An 18472-nucleotide genomic window follows, 5' to 3' on the forward strand; every position below is an offset into this window, starting at 1 on the left:
CCTAACCTGCCCCAGTCACTTGGAAGACGTGAAAGGCTGCGCCTTCCGCGCCTTGTATCCGTCTGAGATAGGCCGGGATTTCACCCGCAATCAATTGCGGTTGCAAACCACGACCCTGTGACGCCCAGGACCAGAATTCGGCACGCGGCGCGGACATACAGAGCATGACGTAATCCACGTCCAGCTCGGTCAGACGTGATCCGACCTGGTCGGCGTCCGATCTGAACAGTTCGATCTGCGCCAGAATTCCAGCCTGATTCCGGTGATAATTGCCCGCCAGAACGGAATGGTCGGTATGGCGCAGCACGTTTGCGGCAAAGTCGAAATCAACAAGGACCCTGCCGGCTGGAAGATTACGCAGGGCCGCATAGGCTTCGGGCGTTTTGCAGGATGCCCCCGAACTCTGCTGTGACTGTCGGGCCGGCATCGCGGATGCGGCAAGGGACGGCCCGGCAAAACGCCCCAGCTGCTCATCGATGCTGGCGCCGGTTTTCGGCGAGATGCAGAGGATGAAAGCAACCATCGCAAACCCTGACAACGCGCGGCGACGGCTTGCATAAGAGCTGTACAGGACACGCAGGATCTGCGCCTGGACAGCCACCAGCGAAACACCCAGGAATGTCATCATTCTGGACTGATAGAGGAACACCACCAGGCCGGTCACGATCAGAGCCAGAAACAGGGCGTATTCCAGTCTGAAAGGCGATCTGACTGCAAAGATCAGGGCGGCTGCCATGCACAGGATCGACATCGCGATCAGGGCCAGCGCTTCGCCCCGGTGCAGTTGCAGAATGACGTTGATCTTCTGAGCTTCCGCCACCTGGCTCAACCAATAGTCGCGCATGTCCTGAGGCAGGGCTTCGATCGGGTTGCTGAGACAATGCGGGGCGAAGCCGTAAGCGCAGGCCAATGTCACCACTCCAATTGCAACACATGCGCCGATGCGGCCCCAAAGTGACCAGCCAGACCCGATCCGGGCCGCAATGCAAAGCCCTGCCGCGGCAACGCTCGCCGGCAATGCCACGCTGAGAGTCAGGGCGTCACAGCTTGGAAACAGAAAGGCCTCGTGTCCCGTTGTTGCAAGGCTGGTCAGCACAAGCGTCAGGACCAGCCCGATACCAAACGCCATGGTCCGGCGACGGGTCGGTTCGCCGTTTACGATCCAGTCAATGGTAAAAAACACGGCGACAAGTGCGATCTGCAATATCGATTCGGTGCCTATCGACACCGAAAGCGCCAGGCAGGCACCCAGCAGCCATCCGGCATATGGTTTGTCCCTGCGCAAAGCAAACAGCATCAGGGCCGTGACGAACAGAAGAATCTGAGCATTGTGGTGATCAAACGAAAAATAGTCGAACTTCCTGGAGTGTTCGAGCGCAAGCACCCCCACAACCAGCGCCGAAACGGCGCCTTCCCGCGCGCCCAAAACACTGCCAGTCACCGCAAAGGCCCACAAGGTCAGGCCCGCCAAAAGTGAGGGCCAGACGAATGCCGTCACCTGAAGGGCCATATCGGGCGGCAAAACCAACCCGAATGTTCCGTATAGCAAGGCAACCGGCGCGTCGATCAATCGGGACCAATGCATCAGCGTACCGCCCTCGGGGCCCAACCGATACTGATGGCTGTCGAACCAGCCCTGCCCCTGCAACAGATCCTGCACGACAACCCAGCGCATCACGTCGTCAGAGCCTTCTTGATGACCACTTAGGGCCATTAACACCAGAAGTGCCGCATAGGCGCATACAAAAAATCGCAGAACCACCCGGTCTGCGAAAATACTGTATGTTCCCTGCGATTTCTGCATGGTCCACTGCCCTTGAAGTTCTTGCCCGCGCCGGACCTTACAGGACAGACGTGACTGAATTGAGGCAACAGGCACGGTCAGCGTTTTTGTCTTTTCGAGCATGAAAAGAGGTAGGCCGCACAGGCGAAAACTGGCCAGTCACGGGTGCAACGTTTCCCTACCCCGGCTAGCTGACGCTTTCTTCTTCCAGATGCAGCTTCATCTCGATCAGAACCTGTTGCAGCAAACTGGTTTCTTTCAGCAACCGTTTGGCTTCGTTGACGGTGATGATTCCGTCTTCGATTGCGGCCTGATACTCGGTCATCAACATCGCAAACCGCTGGCTGAGCGCAATGACATCCGAATTGACACCACCGGTGCGGGGGGTGGAGGTGTTGCGGTCGCTATAGGACAAGGTGATGTTCTTAAGGTCCGCCAAAGCCGACGTCACATGCGGATACGTCGCCGCGTTCTCAAGGCGGGCCACCGCGTCCACAGGCATGAACCGGTCCTCGTGTTCAGCATTGTCGGAATAGTATCGTCCTAAAGTGGCCTTGGATTTCCCTGTAATTTCACACGCGGCTTCGATTCCAACATCCTTGACCAGCGCTTCTGTGTGTTTTTTCAGATAGGCCCCGATATCTGCCATTGTTTTACCTTTGTTACCTGCAAACGCCTGCCCGATGTCCAAACGGGGGAAAGCGTGGGTAAATTTCCCATAACTAAGTCATAATTGAAATGTCATACATTGGCTATCCCTCAGATATGCGGGGGATTTTGTGAGTGAGTGGCGGCAGTTCAAGCCGGTAACGAGTGATTGCAGGGTGATATTGTTAAACCTTGCTGCGTTTTGGCCACATGTTGGCCGACGGCGTCGCTGTTGCAGATGTGGGGGTTCCATCCCCTAGAGCGTAGCTCGGCCTCTGCGAACGCAACGGCGACGTCGCTCCATCAAAACGATTGATATCTTGTTCCTTTTCCCCAAGCGTTTTAGACCCGCGTCATGGCAAAGCTGTATTTCAACTATTCAACCATGAACGCGGGGAAATCGACCGTGTTGCTGCAAGCCTCGCACAACTATCGCGAGCGCGGGATGCAGACCTACCTGATGACCGCAGCCATTGACGGAAGGGCGGGTGCCGGACGGATCGCATCGCGCATCGGCATCTCGGAGGAGGCTGATACCTTCACGCCCGGCGACGACGTCTTTGCGATGATCCGAAACCGCCTGGACGACGGCCCGGTAACCTGCGTGTTCATCGATGAGGCCCAGTTCCTGTCCGAAGCTCAGGTCTGGCAGCTGGCCCGGGCCGTCGACGATCTGGACGTACCGGTACTGGCCTACGGGCTGCGGGTGGATTTTCAGGGAAAGCTGTTTCCCGGATCAGCCGCGCTGCTGGCCCTGGCTGATGAGATGCGCGAGGTCCGCACCATCTGCAAATGCGGCCGCAAGGCCACGATGGTGATACGTCAGGACGAAAACGGCAACGCCATCACCGAAGGCGCCCAGGTGCAGATCGGTGGCAACGAGACCTATGTTTCGCTTTGCCGCAAACACTGGCGCGAGGCGGTGGGCGACTAGACCGGGTTGGGCAACGCCTCGCCCGCCACAAAGGCCGCCACGTTATCCAGTGCCATGTGCCCCATGCTGCTGCGTACCTCTTCGGTGGCCGTGCCCAGATGGGGCAGCAGGGTGACGTTTTCCATTTCACAAAGGGCCCGGGGCACTTTGGGTTCAAACTCGTAGACATCCAGCCCGGCCCCGGCAATCTGACCCGATTGCAGCGCCGCGACCAGGGCCGCTTCGTCCACGACCTCGCCTCGCGCGATATTGACCAGAATGGCCGAAGGATTCATCGCCTGAAGCACCTGCGCGTCGATCAGGTGTCGGGTTTCGGCACCGCCGGGAACGGCGAGCACAAGGAAATCGACCGACGCGGCGAGTGATTCAAGGTCAGGTGTGAACTCGGCCGGAAAGTCCAGTTGCTTGGCGTTGCGGGATTGATAGGCAACCTGCATTTCGAAACCGAAATGGCACCGGCGCGCGATGGCCTGCCCGATACGGCCCATCCCGACGATACCGACGCGTTTGCCCGTTACATGATGACCCAGCATCTGCGTGGGATGCCAGCCTTGCCATTGGCCCGCGCGGACCAGCCGTTCGCCTTCGCCCGCGCGTCGGGCCGTGCTCAACAACAGGGTCATGGCGATATCCGCCGTGGCGTCAGTGACTGCGCCGGGCGTGTTGGTCACCTCGACCGAGGCTGCGCGCGCGGCCTCGACATCGATGTGATTGTAGCCGACGCCGAAATTGGCCAGAAGCTTGCACCGAGGCGCGCCTGCATCCGCAAATATCCGAGCCGAAAACTGATCACCCAGCGTGGGCACGACCACGTCGAAATCCGTCAGCGCCGACAGCATTTCCTGCCGCGACATGGGCGCCGTATTGTCTCGAATCTTCACGTCAAACGCGTCGCGGGCGCGGGCCTCGACTGCCGGCGTCATCGGGCGTGTGATCAACAGTTTCATCAATGCATCCGCCCGCCTGTCGGAACTCGGCCGTCGGGACCGATCAGAACAATCTCGCCGTTTTCATCGGGCAGACCCAGAACCAGAACTTCGGACATGAATCTGCCGATCTGGCGAGGGGGGAAATTGACCACGGCCATGACCTGTTTGCCCACCAAGGTCGACGGATCATAATGCGCGGTGATCTGGGCCGACGTCTTGCGCTCGCCAATCTCATCACCAAAGTCGATCCACATCTTGATCGCGGGTTTGCGGGCTTCGGGATAGGGTTCAGCGCGGATCACCTCGCCCACGCGGATATCAACCTTGAGAAAATCGTCGAAAGAAATCTCACTCACGTGACAGCTCCTTGGATCGGTCGGTTGCGGCCTTGACGGCACGGTGCAGCAAGTCAGGGAAGCCGCGTTCTTCATGCATCAGCACCTCAAGCGCGGCTTGGGTCGTGCCGTTCGGCGATGTTACATTGATCCGCAGTTGAGACGGATCCTCGTCAGCGGACATCGCCAGTGCGCCGGCCCCGGCCACCGTCGATTTGGCCAGTTTCATCGCAAGGTCATGCGGCAGGCCCTGCGCCTCGCCTGCTTTGGCAAGTGTTTCAATCAGATGGAACACATAGGCAGGACCGGATCCGCTGAGGCCGGTGACCGCATCCATCTGCGTCTCGTCTTCAAGACGAACCGTCTCACCCACCGCCGACAGCAGGTTTTCGGCCAGAGTCAGATCCTCGGCCGAGGCGTGGCTGTTGCCGATCAACGCGGTGATGCCCTGACGGATGGCGGCGGGGGTGTTGGGCATGGCGCGAATGATCGGCGTATCGCTGCCCAGAACGGATTCGAACGTGGCAATCGAGGTGCCCGCCGCGACCGAAACAAACAGCGTGCTGCCACCGCCCAGCGCCTGAATGGCAGGCAAGGCCTCGCCCATCATCTGCGGCTTGACCGCGACCAACACCACGGCAGGGGCTTCGGGCAAGGGTGTGTTGATGTTGACGCCCTGCGCCTTCAGCCAGTCGGACGGGTGCGGATCGATCACCCAAACGGACGCTGGCGGGAGGCCGTGTTCCAGCCATCCCGCCAGCATTGCGGACCCCATCTTTCCGCACCCCAGAAGCACAAGCCCCTGTTCGGCCACACGCGTCATGTCCATTTGCCCCTCCCGCGTTACATGTCGGTTCGGGGCAAAGCTTTACGCCCGGCCGTAGGCCTCTGCAATGGCCACTTGCATGGCTTCTTCTGGCTCTCGATTGCCCCAGGTGACCAGTTGAATCGCCGGATAGTACCGTTCCGCGCTCATGACGGCAGCGGTGATCATCGTATCGATCTGTTCGGCGCTGGCTGTCTGCCCCCCGGCAAGGACCAACCCGTACCGGTACACCATCAGCTTCTGGTTCGCCCAATAGGTAAAGGCACCTGCCCAGCACTGATCATTCATCTTGTTGAGAAGCTCATAGAGCTGCATTTCCCGCTCGGCCGGTGGTTCCATTTCGAACGAACACACCATCCGCAGCGTTTCGTCATAGTTGGACCAGGCCAGAGTGATTGAATAGGTCCGCCACTGGCCTTCGACAGCCATGGCGATCTGATCGTCCCCAATGCGGTCAAAATCCCAGTCGTGATGTTCGGCCAGATGTTCAACAATGTCGATCGGATGAATGTCTTCTTCGAGATACTGCTCGGAAAGGGCCATAATGCCACCTCACTAATCTCTAGCATTTTGGGGCTGGCAGCGCCCCAGCGCTAGTTGCCTGCTCTACAAACCGGGCTTCCCCCATAGGTCTGTACTAAATATGGTGCGATGTGGCGTAGGTTCTGGCAACCCTATTTGTTGGGGATAACAGCAATAAGTTGTGGACAGAAGGCAACGGGGATCAAAATATTGGATGTCGGGTCAGCTTTGTCTTGATTTAATCCCGCGATGCTTCAAAATGCACGGCACCGCACAATCCCGGCTGGATTGCGCGGCGTAAGAGTTCGTCCAAAATTGTGAAAACAGGGAACGCCCGGGGCGTTACTTGTCCAGTTTCGCCTCGAGCGCGGCAATGCGGGCTTCGAGTGCGGCGTTTTCTTCGCGCGCTTTCTGGGCCATGGCGCGGACGGCGTCGAATTCTTCGCGGGTGACGAAATCACGGTCGGCCAGCCAGCGGTCGATCATCGACTTCATCGCGTTCTCGGCCTCTTCCCGCGCGCCCTGCGCGACACCCATGGCGTTGGTCATCAGCTGGGACATGTCGTCCAGTATCTTGTTGCGGGTTTGCATATCACTACTCCGGTATCGCGGTTGATCTCTATATGGGGAAAGAATGCCGCAGGCTCAAGGTTGACTTGCCCTGCAAACCCCGGGCAATGAGACGCACATGCAGGCTGTTCTGAATTTCCCCGATCTGTCGCCCGAATTGTTCTCGATCTCGCTGTTCGGGATGGAGTTCGCGTTGAGGTGGTATGCGCTGGCCTATATCGCGGGCATCCTGATTGCGTGGCGGCTGGCAGTCATGGCGTTGCGCCGCCCTGCCCTGTGGCCTACGGACGGCCCGCCGATGAAACCGAACCAACTGGAGGATCTGGTCACCTGGATCATTCTGGGCGTGATCCTGGGCGGGCGGCTTGGCTTTGTGCTGTTTTACCAACCCGCCTATTACCTGTCGCATCCGCTTGAGATCGTAAAGGTCTGGCAAGGCGGCATGGCGTTTCATGGTGGTCTGCTGGGCGTGATCCTGGCCTCGCACCTGTTTGCCCGCCGCCATCGGATTCCGGCCCTGTCGCTGGGTGATCTGGTCGCCTACACCGTGCCACCCGGCCTGCTGTTGGGGCGGCTTGCCAATTTCGTCAATGCCGAGCTGTGGGGCCGCCCGAGCGAGCTGCCCTGGGCCGTCATTTTTCCCGGTTTTGCCGCGCAGGACTGCCCCGGCGTGGTTGCGGGAATGTGCGCCCGGCACCCCTCGCAGCTGTACGAAGCGGCGCTGGAAGGCGTGTTGCTGGGCGCGTTGTTGCTGTGGCTGGTCTATCGCCGGGGGGCCTTTCAGAAACCCGGCCTGATCATGGGCACGTTTCTGGCCGGTTACGGCGCATCGCGCTTTATTGTTGAATTCTTCCGCCAGCCGGATGCGCAGTTCGTGTCGCCCGGCAATCCGCTGGGATTGGCCTGGCATGTGGGCGGATATGGTCTGACCATGGGGCAGATCCTGTCATTGCCCATGATCGCGCTTGGCCTGTGGTTTGTCATGCGCGCAGGGCGGGCAAAATGAGCCTAACCGATCACCTGATCGCCCGCATCCGACAGGATGGACCGATGAGCGTGGCCGACTACATGGCCGAATGCCTTCTGCATCCCACGCTGGGCTATTACACGACGCGTGATCCGTTGGGGGCTGCCGGGGATTTCACCACGGCACCGGAAATCAGCCAGATGTTTGGCGAACTGATCGGGCTGTGCCTTGCGCAATGCTGGATGGATCAGGGCCGTCCTGCGCCATTCACCCTGTGCGAATTGGGGCCCGGGCGCGGCACTCTGATGAGTGACATATTGCGTGCCACCCGAACCGTGCAGGGATTTCACGATGCTGCCCGGATCGTGCTGGTCGAGGCCTCGCCTGCCCTGAAGCACGTGCAGGCGGACACGCTGAAGGATTACACACCGAACTGGGCCGACAGTGTCGCAGAGTTGCCGGACCAGCCACTGCTGCTGGTGGCGAACGAGTTCTTCGACGCGTTGCCCGTCCGGCAGTTCCTGCGCGACGGTGACGGCTGGAGTGAACGCCTGGTCGGCGAGCGCGACGGCGAATTGCTGTTTGGGCGAGGGCCCAACGGGCCGCAGGTGGCGCTGGCGGACAGGCTTTCGGACACCAAGGATGGTGATCTGGTCGAGCTATGCGCCGCAGCGATCCCCATTCTGACCGTGATTGCCGGTCGGATCGCCAGCCACGGAGGTGCCGCGCTGATCGTCGATTATGGCGACTGGCATTCGTTGGGTGATACGCTGCAAGCCCTGAAAAACCACCAGCCCGCCGATCCGCTGGCGTCACCCGGTCAGGCCGACCTGACGGCACATGTGGATTTTGAGCCTCTGGCCATTGCGACCCGCGCCTGCGGAGCCAGGCACACACGCCTGACACCGCAGGGCGTGTTTCTGGAACGGCTTGGCATAACCGCCCGGGCGCAGGCTTTGTCCCGGTCGCTGAGCGGTCCCGAGCTGGATGCCCTGGCTGCCGCGCATCGCCGGTTGACGCATCCGGCCGAAATGGGAAATCTGTTCAAGGTGATGGGCCTCTATCCGGCCTATGCTGCACCACCGCCGGGATTAGAGCCATGACACTGGAAATTCTGACTTCGGACTTGCTTTCCCCATTTCGGCACGGGTTCTTCACCCGTCGCGGCGGGGCGTCCTCTGGTATCTTCGACGGGTTGAATTGCGGTTATGGATCGTCAGATCAAACCGAAATTGTCGCGCTGAACCGCCGGCGGGTTGCCGATGCGATGGGCGTTGCGCCCGAGGCGATGATCGGCGTGCATCAAGTTCATTCCCCAACAGTTCTGACGGCTGAACAGCCCCTGGAAGGTGAAAAACCGCGCGCGGACGCGGTCGTGACGGCGACACCCGGTCTGGCGCTGACGATTCTGACGGCAGATTGTCAGCCAGTTCTGTTTGCCGATCCCGCGGCCAATGTGATCGGAGCAGCCCATGCGGGCTGGCGCGGCGCGCTTGACGGTGTGCTGGAGGCGACGCTGGACGCCATGGAAGCGCTTGGCGCAACACGCCGGAATATCAACGCCGTCATCGGCCCCAGCATTTCGCAACGCGCCTACGAAGTGGGCCCCGAGTTTCTGGACGCATTTATCGCCGATTCTCCAGACAACACCCGGTTCTTTGCAAACGGACAGGATGACCGGCTGCAATTCGACCTGCCCGCCTTTGGCTTGCACCGATTGCGGCAAGCCGGTGTCGGGCAGGCGGAATGGACCCGGCACTGCACATATTCCGACCCGGACCGGTTCTATTCCTATCGCCGCACAACACATGCAAACGAGGCCGATTACGGGCGGTTGATCTCGGTCATAAGATTGTGATTTTGGCCCAGATTTAGGCGTCGCGCCACTTTTCCGCCACATTTGTTGTGTTTACCGGACTCAGAATCGTAACGAGTTTTGCCAGCTATCAGATGGTCTTCTGACGTCCTTGTTTCGGACGCTGGCGTGTTGAGTGGAAGGATGGACCGACTATAAATTTCTTGTCTGCAAAACATCCCGGATAAGCCTTATCCATGCCGCAAACGTGCGTCACAAAAGGTTCATAACGGATGCGGGAAACAAACCCGTTCAGAGCAGGACCAGAAAATGAAAACCAAATCTCGCTTTCTCAAAGCCATGGTTGCCGCCACGCGGAGCCAGAAGCTGGAAATGCCGTGGAAGCGGGTATCAAGCCATTCTGTCAGGGTCGCCAGCCGCATCGCGGCACGACGCTGAGACAGAAACACCCTGAGGCCAAGCTGCCGGTCTCGATAGGGTGAACGCGCTTCGGGCATGCTCCTGCCCGATGTGTGGTGCGTCACGATCTGAGGGGGTCGAGGCGAATTCAGGAGTTGTGTGTGTGCGGGCAATTTTCGCCCGTGAAGTACGAGTTTGTCTGGGGGGTCAATGTGTTGACCATTGGAAAGCGAGATTTTGTCGCAATGCGGGGTCCGACCGGCCGCCGCCCATGTGTCATCCATTTGTTTCAAGACAAAGAACCAGTTCGCCAGGTTGGCCTGTACGGGGATACGCCGCGCCTGACCGGACAATTTGAGGGGAAGGAATATTTATGACTATTCCTAGTTCACTGGCCCGTGCGGCCAGAAATGCGATCGAAACGACAGCCATGCTGCGGGAAGCACCGCGGCCGGTTGCGAAACCAAAGGCCCAGCTGCGCCGGTATGAAGTCAGCAGCCTGTTGAAAAACGGAAACGTGGTTCAGACCAGACACATCGCGCCTGCCCTGCCAATGTTCGAAGACGCATTTTGCGCCTTCACGCGCGGATCGCTGGTTGAAACGGAACATGGGCCGATGGCCATCGAAGACCTGATGCCGGGGGATACGGTCCTGACCCAGGATGGCGCGTCCGAAACCGTGCTGTGGAAGGGATCTGTCACTCTGATCCCCGGACGTCCGGATTCGCGGGGCCGCACGCGACCGCTTACGCGCATCACGGCGGATACATTCGGGATGCAAAAGCCGATGTCGGGTGTAATCGCCGGGCCTGCGGCGCGGATCGTGGGCACGCCGACGCATTTGCGGCATCTGCATGGGAATGGCCCGATTCTGACCCCTGTGTCCGAATTCCAGGATGGAACGGGCGTGATTGAAACAATGCCGCCGACGCCAGTTGAACTGTTTCACATTAGCCTAAAACGGCATTCCGTTATTCGGGTAGATGGTTTACAGTTCGAAACGTATCACCCAGGTGTGAACGCGGTCCGGATGATCAGCCACTCGTTGCGGTCGGTTTATCTGAACCTGTTCGCGCATATCGAATCGCTCAACGATTTTGGTCCGTTGCTGATGCCGCGCGCCGGAGACGGGGAAATCGACGCGATGACAGCCTGAGTGCGATAGCGATTACTGCATTATGGGGGGCATCATGCAGCTGTTACTAAGTTGGATTCTATCCTTGGCGGTGGCTGCCATGCTGCCACCGAACACCGCACCTGCAAAACGTCTGGGGGTTACGCCGTCCGGTTCATTCGTTCTTCCAGAACGTCGAACGGCACGCCTGGTTCGTCTTTTGCGCCGCGGATAACAAGCGAAGTCTTGACGCTGGCCACGTTTGGCGTGGTCAGCAACTCACCGGTCAGGAACTGCTGAAAACTGCTGAGATCGGGTGCGACGCATTTCAGGATGAAGTCCACCTCGCCGTTCAGCATGTGGCATTCCCGGACCAGTGGCCATTCGCGGCATCGCTCTTCGAACGCGCGCAGCTCGGTCTCGGCCTGACTGTCGAGCCCGACCATGGCGAACACCTGCACTTCGAATCCCAGCTCGCGGGAGTTCACCTCGGCGTGGTAACCGGTGATATAGCCGGATTCTTCCAGTGTACGCACCCGGCGCAGACAGGGCGGCGCCGAAATTCCGACCCGTTTGGCAAGTTCCACATTGGTCATACGACCGTCTGCCTGTAGTTCCGCCAGAATTTTGCGGTCGATATCATCCAGCCGAGTCGTGACCATCAAATGCTCCTGATTATTGCGGTTCTTATATCAGCCCCCCACGCGCGCGCAATAATGTTTCGTACATGCGCAATTTTCTTTGTTTTCAAATCTCTCATTTCGCCCTCACCCTGCGCAAGGTGGCTTGAGCGGCCTTGAACAGTAAGGGGCTTTAAGCCGGGTCTGTCGGTCGCTATATCGGGGCGACGGGCCAAAAGCCCAATTCAGGCAATTCGAGCGGAGTTACCATGGCCGACACACGACACACCAAGGTTCTGATCATCGGATCGGGGCCAGCAGGATACACTGCGGGCGTTTACGCAAGCCGCGCCATGCTGGAACCCATCCTGGTGCAGGGTATCGAGCCCGGCGGCCAGCTGACGACAACGACCGAGGTCGAGAACTGGCCCGGCGACACCGAGGTACAGGGCCCGGACCTGATGGTCCGGATGCAGGATCATGCCAAGGCCATGGGTTGCGAAGTGATCGGCGACATCATCAACGATCTGGACCTCAGCCAGCGCCCCTTCACCGCCAAGGGCGACAGCGGCACTACCTACACGGCGGACGCCGTCATTCTGGCGACCGGCGCGCGCGCCAAGTGGCTGGGCCTGCCGTCGGAAGAAAAGTTCAAGGGCTTTGGCGTTTCAGCCTGCGCCACCTGCGACGGGTTCTTCTATCGCGGACAGGAAATCGTGGTGATCGGCGGCGGCAACACGGCCGTGGAAGAGGCCCTGTTCCTGACCAATTTCGCCAGCAAGGTGACTCTGATCCATCGCCGCGATGAGCTGCGCGCGGAAAAGATCCTGCAAGACCGGCTGATGAAGAACGACAAAATCGAGCCTCTGTGGTTCCACGAGTTGGACGAAGTGATCGGTACCGACGCGCCGCTGGGAGTCGAGGGCGTTCGCGTCAAACATGTCAAAACCGGAGAGATCACAGAAATCCCCTGTAAAGGCGTGTTTGTTGCCATCGGCCACGCGCCCGCGAACGAGCTGGTCAAGGACACGCTTGAAACGCATATGGGTGGCTATGTTGTCACCAAACCGGGCAGCACGGAAACCTCGGTTCCGGGCGTGTTCGCAGCGGGCGATCTGACCGATCACGTCTATCGTCAGGCGGTCACAAGCGCCGGTATGGGCTGCATGGCGGCACTGGATGCCGAACGGTTCCTGGCGGAAAACGAATAACGCGCGTTCTGAATGTTGCGGGGCTGCCCCGGTGAGTTCAGATCCGAAGGCCGTCAGCCCTTTCAGTACAGTGCCCCCGGGGTTTAAGGGGGCACTGCACAGCATACGCTGCTCTGCAATCACTGATCGGCAGCCGATGCCACCTGCCAATCCCTTGACCCCCAGCCGGCGGCGTATCAGGATTGCCGAGGGAAAAGCGAAAAACAGGTGAACATTTGAACAACGCTCTTTGGCGCGGCGGGTGGTCAACCCGACTCAGGATCGTCAGTGGTCTTGTGTTGTTTGTGTTCGCGTTCTTCCATTTCATAAATATTGGCTTGGGCCTGTTTCACACGGATTACCTGCACGGGATGCAGGATGGTCGAAAGGCCGTCACACGCCACGATGTCATGAGCGTGCTTTTTTATGCTGCCCTGCTCACGCATGCAGGTCTGGCCCTGACATCGATCGCGCAACGCAGAACCTTGCGCATGCCCTTCAGCACGGCATTGCAGGTCGTTCTGGGCTTGCTGATTCCGCTGCAACTGATCTCGCACATCGTGCAGACGCGGGTCGCGCACGAGATCTATGACGTCAATGACGAGATGGGATATATCATCATCCTGATGTGGCCCAGTATCGCCGTATGGATGCAAAGCGCCTTGTTGCTGATCGTTTGGATACACGGCTGCATCGGTTTGCATATGTGGTTGCGGCTGACCCGGTGGTGGTCGCGGGTCGTGCCCTATCTGATCGGCGTTGCGGTTTTTGTGCCATTATTCGCGTTGGCCGGATTGCTGACCGAAGGTCGACGCATATGGGCCGACTTTGCTGATGAATTCCTGCGCGAGCAATATATCGAGCACTACAATTGGCCATCGCCCGAGACCTTCCAGACCCTGTTCAGTGTAAAAGACTATGGCCTTTTGATCTTCTGGCTGGCTCTGGGGGCGACGGGTCTGGTTTACATCGGGCGCAAACTGTGGCGGCGCAGGCATTCGGTGCGCGTGAATTACGCCAAAGGGCCCGAGGTGGTCGCGGAAAAAGGCATGACGTTGCTTGAGATTTCGCAGGTGAACGGCGTGCCGCACGCCGCCCTGTGCGGTGGAAAGGGGCGCTGCACCACATGCCGGGTCATCGTAGAGGGTGGCAGCGACGCCCTGCCGCCGCCCGGCGACGTCGAAGCACGCAGCCTTGCCGCTGTGGGCGCCTCGCCGCAGACGCGACTGGCCTGCCAGATACGCCCAACGGAACCCACCACCGTTTTTCGGGTTTTCAGGCCAGATGGCGGGCGCATACGCGGACATGCCAGCCAGGGTCAGGAACGTCAGTTGGCTGTTTTGTTTCTGGACATGCGCAGCTTTACCGCGCGCACGACCGGCCAATTACCTTATGACATCGTGTTCCTGCTGAACCGGTTTTTCGATGCGGTCGTGCCAGCCATCACCAAGGAAGGCGGTGTCGTGGACAAATATATGGGAGACGGGCTGCTGGCCGTTTTTGAAAAGCCGAATGCAGCGGCGTCCGCCCGTGCCGGATTGCAAGCCGCCATCGACATCAGTCACGCCCTTGATGAATTCAACGCACAGCTCGAGGCCGAAGGCAGCCCCGGCATTCGAATCGGGATGGGTCTGCATCTTGGGGATCTGGTGGTGGGTGAGATCGGCGCCGCGGGCCATGCGTCGAAAACCATAATCGGCGACGCCGTCAACGTCGCCAGTCGTCTGGAAAGCGAAACCAAGGCGCTGAAGGTCGAACTGCTGGTCTCGGAAGAGTTGCTGAAGGCCGCAGGTGTCGTCGTGCCCCAGAACGATATCAGATTGTTCCAGCTGCGCGGCGTGTCTGAACCGATTCCCGCCCTGCCCGTCACCCGTGCGTCCACACTTGAGCAGAACGCCACAGAACAGGAACAGAAATTCTCTGCATGAAGCAATAACCTCTGATCGCAAGGATCAGATCATCGATTTGACCCGTGAATTAGAAATTCCTTCCAATTCAAAAATATTCGGCGCATATCCTCCTTTGTTACATTCACGCCTGTGGACTTCGCCTGTCAGTCGGTGCAAACGCCTCGAAACCGCCTGATATCCACTGGCAAATCAACACTGCGACAAGAGAATTCCAATGACGATGTTAAGCAATCTGGCCCCGATCCCCGAACTGTATGTGTCATACGATTCGGCGCAGAAGCTGAAGGTGGAAGCGGCCGACCTGACCAGCTGGGATCTGAGCCCGCGTCAGATCTGCGACCTGGAACTTCTGATGAATGGCGGGTTCAACCCGCTCAAGGGATTTCTGAGCGAAGCGGATTACGACAATGTGGTCGAGAATATGCGCCTGGCCGATGGAACGCTTTGGCCAATGCCCATCACATTGGATGTCAGCGAAGACTTCGCGGATCAGATCGAACTTGGGCAGGATATCGCTCTGCGTGATCAGGAAGGCGTGATCTTGGGCACCATGACCGTGACCGACCGCTGGACTCCGGACAAGTCACGCGAGGCAGAGAAGGTCTTTGGTGCCGATGACGATGCCCACCCGGCAGTGAACTATCTGCACAACGTGGCCGGCAAGGTCTATCTGGGCGGACCGGTGGTCGGAATCCAACAACCCGTGCATTACGATTTTCGTGGGCGCCGCGACACCCCAAATGAATTGCGCGCCTATTTCCGCAAGCTGGGCTGGCGCCGCATCGTGGCCTTCCAGACCCGCAACCCGCTGCACCGCGCGCATCAGGAGCTGACCTTCCGCGCCGCCAAAGAGGCACAGGCCAACCTGCTGATCCACCCGGTCGTGGGCATGACCAAACCGGGCGACGTCGATCATTTTACCCGCGTGCGCTGTTACGAGGCGGTGCTGGACAAGTACCCCGCCTCGACCACCTCTATGAGCTTGTTAAACCTGGCCATGCGCATGGCTGGCCCGCGCGAGGCCGTCTGGCACGGCCTGATCCGCGCCAACCACGGCTGCACCCACTTCATCGTCGGCCGCGACCACGCGGGCCCCGGCAAGAACAGAAAAGGTGAGGATTTCTACGGCCCCTATGACGCGCAGGATCTGTTCCGACAGTTTCAGGACGAAATCGGCGTTGAAATGGTGGACTTCAAGCACATGGTCTATGTGCAGGAACGCGCCCAGTACGAACCGAATGACGAGATTCTCGACAAGGACAACGTCACGATCCTGAACATCTCGGGTACCGAACTGCGCCGCCGCCTGCGTGAAGGGCTGGAAATCCCCGAATGGTTCTCGTTTCCCGAGGTGGTCGAGGAACTGCGCCGCCGCTTCCCGCCGCGCTCCAAGCAGGGTTTCACCGTCTTCTTCACCGGCTTTTCGGGCTCGGGCAAGTCGACCATCGCAAACGCGCTGATGGTCAAGCTGATGGAGATGGGTGACCGCCCGGTGACGCTGCTGGATGGCGACATCGTGCGCAAGAATCTCAGCTCGGAACTGGGCTTCTCGAAGGAACACCGCGACCTGAACATCCGCCGCATCGGATATGTGGCGTCCGAGATCACCAAGAATGGCGGCATCGCCATCTGCGCCCCGATCGCGCCCTATGCCACCACGCGCCGCGCCGTCCGGGAAGAGATCGAACAGTTCGGAGCCTTCTGCGAGGTGCATGTGGCCACCAGCATCGAGGAATGCGAACGCCGCGACCGCAAGGGTCTGTACAAGCTTGCGCGCGAGGGCAAGATCAAGGAGTTCACCGGCATCTCGGACCCTTACGATGTTCCGAAAAACCCCGAGCTGCGCGTCGAAACCGAAAATGTCGAGGTCGACAACTGCGCCCATCAGGTGCTGCTGAAACTGGAAAGCATGGGCCTGATCGCAGCAAACGGATAACGGTCTCATCAGACTTTGTTTGGCGGCCTCCGGTCATTCCGGGGGCCGTTCCTTTTTTTGGTCTTCGATTGACAATTGCCGCTGGTCCTGATGGTTTTCAGGACCTCAAGGCGGGTGTGAAACTGAGATGACGAACAGGTCTCCGACCATTGCCAGTTTCTGGTTTGGATCCGATCTGAGTTGGTTGGAGCAACTCTGCCTTCAGTCCTTTCTGGATCATGGCCACCGCTTCGTCCTGTATGTCGCGCACGAGGTAAAAGGCATTCCGGCAGGCGTCGAAACCCGCCCTGCCAGCGACGTTTTCTGGCCCCCGCCTTTTGTGGTCAAGGCCGAAGACAGACAGGGCGTTGCCGTCTTCTCGGATATTTTCCGGCTGCACCTGATGCGGCAAGGCGAGATGATCTGGGTCGATCTGGATGCCTATTGCGTACGGGCGTTTGAATTTTCGACGGATTTCGTGTTCGGTCGCTCCAGGCGGGGTGACTTCCCAACTGGTGTGCTGCGCCTGCCCACAAGATCGGCGACCCTGGAACAGATGCTGGGATTTGTCATGTCGTCTAACCCGTCCCAACCCTGGCGTGGACGCAGATTGCAGCGCCACAATCGGGAACGAACCGCCAGAGGGGAACGCTGGGGCATCGAAGCCCTGCCCTGGGCCAGTTCGGGGCCCAAAGCCTTTGGCCATTTCCTGCGCCGGACGGCAGAGGACCGCCATGCCATGGCTGCTGAAACCTTTTATCCGCTGGCCCAGGAGGAATTGTGGAAGCTCCATGATCCGCGCATCGCGACGAACGAAATCGAAACCGAAGCCGTGCATTCGGTACACATCTACGGCCATCAGAAGAAACTAATGGCCAACCGGATGGCCGGGCTGCCGGTTTCAGGGTCATATCTGGACAGGTTGTGTAAACGACACGGGATCGAACCAAGTACGGCCCCGATTCTGCGGTTGGCCTGGATGTAGCCTGTGGCATCCGGCCAGGGTTTCGCGGGTCAGCCCTTGGTCGGCTCCCGCCTAGTTTATTGGCATTTCCGGCAGGTCGACCTGCCCGCGCATCAGGATATGCCCTTGACCAGAAACCTTGATGCCCGTCATCGCATCAGACGGGCCGACACGCGTGACGATTGCCTTCCCGGGGCGGCCCATATCGTGACCCTGCTGGGCGATGAAGCTTTCCTTTTGCATCAAGCCATGTTTCCACAAATAGGCGGCCATCGCACCGGTGGCAGACCCGGTAAACGGATCTTCGGGCGGGCTGGGCGGTGCCATGAGAAGGCGCGAAAACGTATCCCCCTCATCGGTTGCCCCTTGCAGCGTGACAAGAAACGGCTCGGCCATGTCCGAGCCGGTATACCCTGCAGTTTCAGCCACTTTGCGCAACGGGCCTTCAACCAGTTGAGCGGCCCGCAAGGCCGCATGATCCCGCAGAACGGTGATGCAGAACGGCAAGCCGGTTGAAACCATTTGAGGCGGAGAAATGATGGCTTCCGGTGGCAGGCTGACCGCTTCCGCCACCAGTTCCGCTGGGACGCGCGTACCGAATTGCGGTGCGACCTGAGTCATTTCGATCTGATCCCCCTGCAAACGGATCAACACCAGGCCGGCACCGGTTTCCAGCGTCAGCCCGTCGCCCGAGATCATGCCGCGGGATCGCATCGCCGCGACGGTGGCGATAGTCGGATGCCCCGCAAAGGGAATTTCGCGGCTGGCCAGAAAGTAGCGGACGCGGATGTCGGCCACGTCGGACGGCCCGGTAAAGGTGCATTCGACCAGAGAGGTTTCGCGCACATAGGCCATGCAGACCTCTTGTGTCAGGCGCGCACCTTCATGGACGACGGCACATCCGTTGCCACCGAAGGCGCGATCACTGAAGGCGTCCACCCAGTCAAAGTCAAACCAGCCCATGATGCCACTCCTGCTTTAGCATTTGTGGCACGATCACTGCATAGGCAGAAAATGTCACGTCTTTTCA

The 18472-nt window shown here is 59.4% G+C and carries 19 protein-coding genes; 10 read left to right on the forward strand and 9 right to left on the reverse strand.

Going from position 1 to position 18472, the window contains the following annotated elements; genetic code table 11:
• Nucleotide 1: 1 nt before the first annotated feature.
• Nucleotides 2–1804 carry a hypothetical protein gene (locus GS614_RS06975; RefSeq protein WP_171725819.1) on the reverse strand — a complete coding sequence of 601 codons (1803 nt, stop codon included), beginning with the start codon at nt 1802–1804 and terminating at the stop codon, nt 2–4.
• Nucleotides 1805–1970: 166 nt separating this feature from the next.
• The gene (locus GS614_RS06980; RefSeq protein WP_152458969.1) at nt 1971–2432 is read right to left on the reverse strand and encodes a hypothetical protein; all 462 of its coding nucleotides are present in this window, start codon (nt 2430–2432) and stop codon (nt 1971–1973) included.
• A gap of 354 nt (nt 2433–2786) precedes the next feature.
• On the opposite strand from GS614_RS06980, the gene GS614_RS06985 reads away from it, so the two are divergent.
• The gene (locus GS614_RS06985; protein ID WP_152458970.1) at nt 2787–3365 is read left to right on the forward strand and encodes a thymidine kinase; all 579 of its coding nucleotides are present in this window, start codon (nt 2787–2789) and stop codon (nt 3363–3365) included.
• On the opposite strand, the gene GS614_RS06990 is transcribed toward GS614_RS06985, so the two are convergent.
• The 5 genes from GS614_RS06990 to GS614_RS07010 all read right to left on the reverse strand — a co-directional run bounded on the left by GS614_RS06990 (nt 3362) and on the right by GS614_RS07010 (nt 6568).
• The gene (locus GS614_RS06990; protein WP_171725820.1) at nt 3362–4312 is read right to left on the reverse strand and encodes a D-glycerate dehydrogenase; all 951 of its coding nucleotides are present in this window, start codon (nt 4310–4312) and stop codon (nt 3362–3364) included. The genes GS614_RS06985 and GS614_RS06990 overlap by 4 nt on opposite strands.
• Nucleotides 4312–4650, reverse strand: a complete 339-nt coding sequence (locus GS614_RS06995) for a tRNA-binding protein (protein WP_117867910.1) — start codon at nt 4648–4650, stop codon at nt 4312–4314. The genes GS614_RS06990 and GS614_RS06995 overlap by 1 nt, the downstream gene beginning before the upstream one ends.
• Nucleotides 4643–5458: a pyrroline-5-carboxylate reductase gene (gene proC, locus GS614_RS07000; protein WP_171168898.1), complete on the reverse strand. Its 816-nt coding sequence runs from the start codon at nt 5456–5458 to the stop codon at nt 4643–4645. The genes GS614_RS06995 and proC overlap by 8 nt, the downstream gene beginning before the upstream one ends.
• A 39-nt stretch (nt 5459–5497) precedes the next feature.
• Nucleotides 5498–5998: a YbjN domain-containing protein gene (locus GS614_RS07005; protein WP_152458973.1), complete on the reverse strand. Its 501-nt coding sequence runs from the start codon at nt 5996–5998 to the stop codon at nt 5498–5500.
• Between the two features lie 321 nt (nt 5999–6319).
• A complete protein-coding gene (locus GS614_RS07010; protein ID WP_152458974.1) occupies nt 6320–6568 on the reverse strand; it encodes an accessory factor UbiK family protein in 249 nt (82 codons plus the stop codon).
• Nucleotides 6569–6665: 97 nt separating this feature from the next.
• On the opposite strand from GS614_RS07010, the gene lgt reads away from it, so the two are divergent.
• From lgt to GS614_RS07030, 5 genes are all read left to right on the forward strand, one after another.
• The gene (lgt, locus tag GS614_RS07015) at nt 6666–7553 is read left to right on the forward strand and encodes a prolipoprotein diacylglyceryl transferase (protein ID WP_171725821.1); all 888 of its coding nucleotides are present in this window, start codon (nt 6666–6668) and stop codon (nt 7551–7553) included.
• Nucleotides 7550–8617 (forward strand): class I SAM-dependent methyltransferase, encoded by a 1068-nt coding sequence (locus tag GS614_RS07020; protein ID WP_171725822.1) that lies wholly within the window; start codon nt 7550–7552, stop codon nt 8615–8617. The genes lgt and GS614_RS07020 overlap by 4 nt, the downstream gene beginning before the upstream one ends.
• Nucleotides 8614–9372 (forward strand): peptidoglycan editing factor PgeF, encoded by a 759-nt coding sequence (gene pgeF, locus GS614_RS07025; protein WP_171725823.1) that lies wholly within the window; start codon nt 8614–8616, stop codon nt 9370–9372. Before GS614_RS07020 ends, pgeF begins: the two co-directional genes overlap by 4 nt.
• Before the next feature lie 267 nt (nt 9373–9639).
• Nucleotides 9640–9768: a hypothetical protein gene (locus GS614_RS22355; RefSeq protein ID WP_256367481.1), complete on the forward strand. Its 129-nt coding sequence runs from the start codon at nt 9640–9642 to the stop codon at nt 9766–9768.
• Nucleotides 9769–10102: 334 nt separating this feature from the next.
• Entirely contained in the window at nt 10103–10885 is a 783-nt protein-coding gene (locus GS614_RS07030; RefSeq protein WP_171725824.1) for a Hint domain-containing protein, read from the forward strand.
• A 119-nt stretch (nt 10886–11004) separates the two neighbouring features.
• Here GS614_RS07030 and GS614_RS07035 read toward each other — a convergent pair whose 3' ends face one another.
• Nucleotides 11005–11505, reverse strand: coding sequence for an Lrp/AsnC family transcriptional regulator (locus tag GS614_RS07035; protein ID WP_152458979.1), 501 nt, complete (start codon nt 11503–11505; stop codon nt 11005–11007).
• A 227-nt stretch (nt 11506–11732) separates the two neighbouring features.
• On the opposite strand from GS614_RS07035, the gene trxB reads away from it, so the two are divergent.
• The 4 genes from trxB (at nt 11733) to GS614_RS07055 (ending at nt 17463) form a co-directional block, all read left to right on the forward strand.
• Complete coding sequence (gene trxB, locus GS614_RS07040; RefSeq protein ID WP_152458980.1) at nt 11733–12674, forward strand: thioredoxin-disulfide reductase; 942 nt, start codon at nt 11733–11735, stop codon at nt 12672–12674.
• Nucleotides 12675–12889: 215 nt separating this feature from the next.
• The gene (locus GS614_RS07045; protein WP_171725825.1) at nt 12890–14581 is read left to right on the forward strand and encodes an adenylate/guanylate cyclase domain-containing protein; all 1692 of its coding nucleotides are present in this window, start codon (nt 12890–12892) and stop codon (nt 14579–14581) included.
• A gap of 196 nt (nt 14582–14777) precedes the next feature.
• A complete protein-coding gene (locus tag GS614_RS07050) occupies nt 14778–16499 on the forward strand; it encodes a bifunctional sulfate adenylyltransferase/adenylylsulfate kinase (RefSeq protein WP_171725826.1) in 1722 nt (573 codons plus the stop codon).
• Nucleotides 16500–16626: 127 nt separating this feature from the next.
• Nucleotides 16627–17463 carry a hypothetical protein gene (locus tag GS614_RS07055; RefSeq protein ID WP_171725827.1) on the forward strand — a complete coding sequence of 279 codons (837 nt, stop codon included), beginning with the start codon at nt 16627–16629 and terminating at the stop codon, nt 17461–17463.
• 51 nt (nt 17464–17514) lie between these two features.
• On the opposite strand, the gene GS614_RS07060 is transcribed toward GS614_RS07055, so the two are convergent.
• Nucleotides 17515–18405: a PhzF family phenazine biosynthesis protein gene (locus GS614_RS07060; RefSeq protein WP_171725828.1), complete on the reverse strand. Its 891-nt coding sequence runs from the start codon at nt 18403–18405 to the stop codon at nt 17515–17517.
• Nucleotides 18406–18472: the final 67 nt, after the last annotated feature.

The organism is Ruegeria sp. HKCCD6604, from assembly GCF_013110635.1.
Lineage (GTDB): Bacteria > Pseudomonadota > Alphaproteobacteria > Rhodobacterales > Rhodobacteraceae > Ruegeria.

What these genes read in the sequence shown, in the direction of transcription:
- GS614_RS06975 (WP_171725819.1), bottom strand. Translation starts at nt 1,804, where the DNA reads ATGCAGAAATCGCAGGGAACATACAGTATTTTCGCAGACCGGGTGGTT.
- GS614_RS06980 (WP_152458969.1), bottom strand. Translation starts at nt 2,432, where the DNA reads ATGGCAGATATCGGGGCCTATCTGAAAAAACACACAGAAGCGCTGGTC.
- GS614_RS06985 (WP_152458970.1), top strand. Translation starts at nt 2,787, where the DNA reads ATGGCAAAGCTGTATTTCAACTATTCAACCATGAACGCGGGGAAATCG.
- GS614_RS06990 (WP_171725820.1), bottom strand. Translation starts at nt 4,312, where the DNA reads ATGAAACTGTTGATCACACGCCCGATGACGCCGGCAGTCGAGGCCCGC.
- proC (WP_171168898.1), bottom strand. Translation starts at nt 5,458, where the DNA reads ATGGACATGACGCGTGTGGCCGAACAGGGGCTTGTGCTTCTGGGGTGC.
- GS614_RS07005 (WP_152458973.1), bottom strand. Translation starts at nt 5,998, where the DNA reads ATGGCCCTTTCCGAGCAGTATCTCGAAGAAGACATTCATCCGATCGAC.
- GS614_RS07010 (WP_152458974.1), bottom strand. Translation starts at nt 6,568, where the DNA reads ATGCAAACCCGCAACAAGATACTGGACGACATGTCCCAGCTGATGACC.
- lgt (WP_171725821.1), top strand. Translation starts at nt 6,666, where the DNA reads ATGCAGGCTGTTCTGAATTTCCCCGATCTGTCGCCCGAATTGTTCTCG.
- GS614_RS07020 (WP_171725822.1), top strand. Translation starts at nt 7,550, where the DNA reads ATGAGCCTAACCGATCACCTGATCGCCCGCATCCGACAGGATGGACCG.
- pgeF (WP_171725823.1), top strand. Translation starts at nt 8,614, where the DNA reads ATGACACTGGAAATTCTGACTTCGGACTTGCTTTCCCCATTTCGGCAC.
- GS614_RS22355 (WP_256367481.1), top strand. Translation starts at nt 9,640, where the DNA reads ATGAAAACCAAATCTCGCTTTCTCAAAGCCATGGTTGCCGCCACGCGG.
- GS614_RS07030 (WP_171725824.1), top strand. Translation starts at nt 10,103, where the DNA reads ATGACTATTCCTAGTTCACTGGCCCGTGCGGCCAGAAATGCGATCGAA.
- GS614_RS07035 (WP_152458979.1), bottom strand. Translation starts at nt 11,505, where the DNA reads ATGGTCACGACTCGGCTGGATGATATCGACCGCAAAATTCTGGCGGAA.
- trxB (WP_152458980.1), top strand. Translation starts at nt 11,733, where the DNA reads ATGGCCGACACACGACACACCAAGGTTCTGATCATCGGATCGGGGCCA.
- GS614_RS07050 (WP_171725826.1), top strand. Translation starts at nt 14,778, where the DNA reads ATGACGATGTTAAGCAATCTGGCCCCGATCCCCGAACTGTATGTGTCA.
- GS614_RS07055 (WP_171725827.1), top strand. Translation starts at nt 16,627, where the DNA reads ATGACGAACAGGTCTCCGACCATTGCCAGTTTCTGGTTTGGATCCGAT.
- GS614_RS07060 (WP_171725828.1), bottom strand. Translation starts at nt 18,405, where the DNA reads ATGGGCTGGTTTGACTTTGACTGGGTGGACGCCTTCAGTGATCGCGCC.